Source organism: Flavobacterium sp., assembly GCF_027490375.1.
Classification (GTDB): domain Bacteria; phylum Bacteroidota; class Bacteroidia; order Flavobacteriales; family Flavobacteriaceae; genus Flavobacterium.
Genome location: NZ_JAIXYH010000035.1, coordinates 1 through 3978, shown reverse-complemented (window position 1 = coordinate 3978; position 3978 = coordinate 1). Strand labels below are relative to the sequence as shown.

1 protein-coding gene is annotated in these 3978 nt (G+C 38.2%); it reads right to left on the bottom strand.

Going from position 1 to position 3978, the window contains the following annotated elements; all coding sequences use genetic code 11:
* Nucleotides 1-229 precede the first annotated feature (229 nt).
* The gene (locus Q0064_RS04170; RefSeq protein WP_298144740.1) at nucleotides 230-3652 is read right to left on the bottom strand and encodes a T9SS type A sorting domain-containing protein; all 3423 of its coding nucleotides are present in this window, start codon (nucleotides 3650-3652) and stop codon (nucleotides 230-232) included.
* Nucleotides 3653-3978: the final 326 nt, after the last annotated feature.

The following is a 3978-nucleotide window of genomic DNA, read 5'->3' as shown; positions in this document are numbered from 1 at the left end:
TTCCAAGAAATTCTTTCGCCAACTGTACAACCAAATTTAAAACGAGAACAAAACGTATAGTAACGATTTTCGCGTTAGGGATTACCTTCGGTCAGTTCTGCTAAAGCCTCGGGCGCAGCGGAAAGCCCAACGGAAGCAATGAACTCCCACCAAACGTCTACAGCCGGAACGCCATAAAAAAACCGCTACGAAATGCAGCGGTTTAAAACGGGTGTATTTTGTTTTAAGCTTAGTGCTTTACAATTTTTACCGTGTAAGAGCTTCCTGAAGCCATTCGAACTTTAATAAAATAGAAACCAGCTGAAATAGTAGATAAATCGAGTGTCGTCGTATTTGTAGCATTGTTTTTATCTAAAATTAGCTGTCCTGTAGTCGAGTAGATAGAGATATTTTCAAGCGTTTCGTTCGCATTGATGTTTTTTATGTTAATCTCATTGGTTACTGGATTTGGATAGATTTTTAAAGTATGTCGTATTTGCTCGTCTATTGAAAGCACTTCGAAAAACACTGTTTCGTGCATGTTGGTGAATATAGGCGGATTGGTGTCGAAGTAAATCGCCGCACCATTTGGAATGGTTTCATTTGCAACTTCGCTCGAATTAAGTTTAACTCTAAAGGTTACGTATCCTTTGCTTAAATTTTCGTTTGTACTTGCCGCTGGTAGCTGTATGTTGGGAAATTCCCAAACAAGCTTGTTGTTTTCAATAGTTAGATAATAATAATGGCTGGAAGCAATCATCTCTACCGAATTGGGATCAAGTCTGTCGTTTAAGAAATCTTCAATTCGTACATCGATGGCAGATGCATTTCCTAAATTTTGAAAGTTTATGGTATACACGAGATAGCTTGAATCGTCGAATTCTGCGACATTTATGCGTCCGCCTCGTTGTTCAAGTTTGTTATTTGGATCGTATGCGGCAATTACTGTTGTTCCAATACTTGCTGTGTTATTTGCTACTGCTGTTTCATTGTTAACAACACTTACCGTTGCCTGAGCGTTTAAAATTTGGTCTAGGCTAACAATTGGGATGTTAGGGACAGAAACTTTAAAGTTTATTATTTTGTAGCTTCCCACGGCTAGGTTATTAATAGGGTAAGTGAATCCAGTTTCGGTCACTTGTGCACCGGCGTCCAAGTTTTGAAGCGTCGTAGCGGGATCTTTAGTAAAAGTTAGTGTTGTATTAGCGGTTTGTGTACCATAGTTTGTTACAATTAGTTTTTGCGTGTAAGAAAATCCTGCGCGCGCTTCGGCATCTTGTAACGCCGTAACAGCAACATTACCTACCTGTTGTGTGAAAGTAACTGGAAAAAAGAGAGATTGTACACCACTGCTTGCCGTGACGGTTTGGGAGGCACTTGGAGTAAATGCGTAGTCTGAAAATTCTTCAAGGACTTCATAAGTTATCACATAACTGTCGGTTTCTTCGCTTGGAAACAAGCCATATAACCCCAATGAAGATTGCACATCAAAACCTGGAAGTACATTATTTTTCACAATATGAAATTTTCCTCCATTGAAAGTGCTTTCTTCCGAATCTTTTACGCCGTTATTGTTATCATCAATGTAAGGAATCAACTGGATTCGATTAATGCATTCTGTTTGAGCTGCGCCTGCTTGACCAAAATTAGTTTGTACTAACTTTATTTTACCTTCTGAACCGTTAAAATTGGTGATAAGTAAGATGTAATACTGACCTTCTTGTGCATTGTTTATAGTTAACGTTTCCACATAACTTGCAGAGTAACTACAATCTATTATGTTGTTGAAGGGATAGAAGTTTGGATTAACTGTATTATTCGGACAGGGAGAAGGCGAACACCCTCCCGCGACGATTGCACCGCAGCTTTCGGGACTGTCGAAGGGACCCCATGCAACGAAATCAACATCCATATTATTTCCAACTGGGTTGCCATTTTGGTCAAATGCACTATTTTGCAGAATTTGTACATTTAAGTCGCCAGCTGTTCCTATTTTTAAAAAGTAGTAAACTGGATTTGGTGTGGAAAACAAACAAGCCATTTGTTGGGAACTCGGACTACCTGTTATGTTTTGAAAGATATATGGTTCAAAGGAAGAAGATGTGCACAATTGTTGTGCCGTTTGACAAGCCGAGACATATTCTATTGCCAAGTACAAGTTATCAATGGGCGGAATTGCAGCATTAGATACAATTCGGATGTAGTAAGTTCCTGTCGTTGGCAATGTAATAGTTTGCGAATCTGTAAGATTACCGCAGTGTGTTGCAGTAAGATTCCCGCAAGATCCACTCAAAATTTGTACTTGAAAGTTTGACGAAACCGCGGTACTCGTTGGAATGATAAATTTAATTTTGGTTTCGTTAGCGGTTACTTTATACCACACATCCTTTCCATTAGGCAAACAATTTGTATTGAAATTGTTACTCGTAGAAAGCGCGAGCTTAGGGGAGAAAAAGTTTTGAGGCGTCCCTGGATAGTTGATAGCCAGATTTATTGCGTCGGGGCAAAAATCATTTTCAGGCGCTTGTGCGACTGTCAAATTGATTTTAAAATTAATATCAAAGCAAGGATAACTGCCACGTCCGATGGCAATTAAATATTCCACGCCAGGGGTAAGTCCAGTAAAAACTATTTCGTTTGAATTATTTGCACATTTTAAAAAAGTTGGTGAACTACAAGTACCCGACAGTAGTTTTACATCTAATCCTAGGCAATTCTCGCTAAGAGTTATTTGATGATTTGGGCTTGTTGCAACAAATTTATAGAACACATTTTGATCCATAGAACAACCGCCACCAAGTGCATTATCTTCTTCAGCACCAATAATGTAGCCGCTTAGTGTGTTTTCGTTTTCTAAACTACTTGAAGAAGCAACAGATAAAACACTTGCATTTGAACAAGAAGTATTCGTAGGGATAGTTGCTAGAAAAAAACGCACCGATCTATCTTCTAACGCTTGACTTAAGTTAACGCTCAATAATCTTAAATAGTAAGTGTTTCCAACAGTCAAATTTTCATATTTCTTTTCATTACCGACGTAGGTGCAGGAAAGTTGAGTATAAATATTATTTTCATAAGCGTAGAGAGCTAATTTTCCAATTAGGAAAGTTGCCTCAGCCGATATCAACGAAACAAGCTTATCGCTCGTTGCAGTGAACTTAAACCATTTATCGTCAGCTGTCACATCACATCCGGCCCCTATCAAACTCACAGTAGATGGCGTTGTACCACGGAAGTTGGTTGTGGTAATATAGCTTTCAATCGAGCCAACGCCATTATAAATGGGTATCTCTACCGCATTTTCTATTAAATCATTTGCCGTGCCAGTTTTTAAAAAACGCGCGCTTGGGTTACTCCATACCGACGAAACATCGGTACTGCAATTGGTGCGAACTGAAATATAATATGTGGTTTCGGGTTCTAAAACTTGAGAAAAAACCGCAGTCGTAGAAGTAACCGTTTGCTCAATTGTAGTTGAAGACTCAAAATTATTCAAGTCTTTTATTAATCTAACTGTATAGGAAGTGGCATTGTTAACTTGATTCCACGATACAGTAGCACTATTAGAGCCAATAGATGAATTTACAGCATAAATCTCAGTCGGTGAATAACACTGAGCAAATACACAAAACGGAACAAAAAAAGCAGCAATAAAAAGTAGTGTTATTCTCATAATTAAAATAATAGTAGTGCGGTCTAAAGATAGACTAAAGGTGCTTAATATTATAGAAATCAGATAAATTAATTTGTATTTTTTTGAGTTTATCCTTGTTTTAAAAGATATTCATTGGAATTGCTAGGTATGTTTTTTCAGTAATTTTTATTTATAAACATGCCTAGAATCAACTTCAATAGCCTTTTTTAAAGTCAATCTTAAATTTTTGGGTGTGCCGGCGCAGTGGTGGCTTCGCCGCGTAGTAGTGGCGCCGTCGCGTGCTCCATTGTATCTTTTAAGCAGCTATTTAGTGGAAATTCCGTACGCTTAAAAGGATGCCATTG

What these genes read in the sequence shown, in the direction of transcription:
- Q0064_RS04170 (WP_298144740.1), bottom strand. Translation starts at nt 3,652, where the DNA reads ATGAGAATAACACTACTTTTTATTGCTGCTTTTTTTGTTCCGTTTTGT.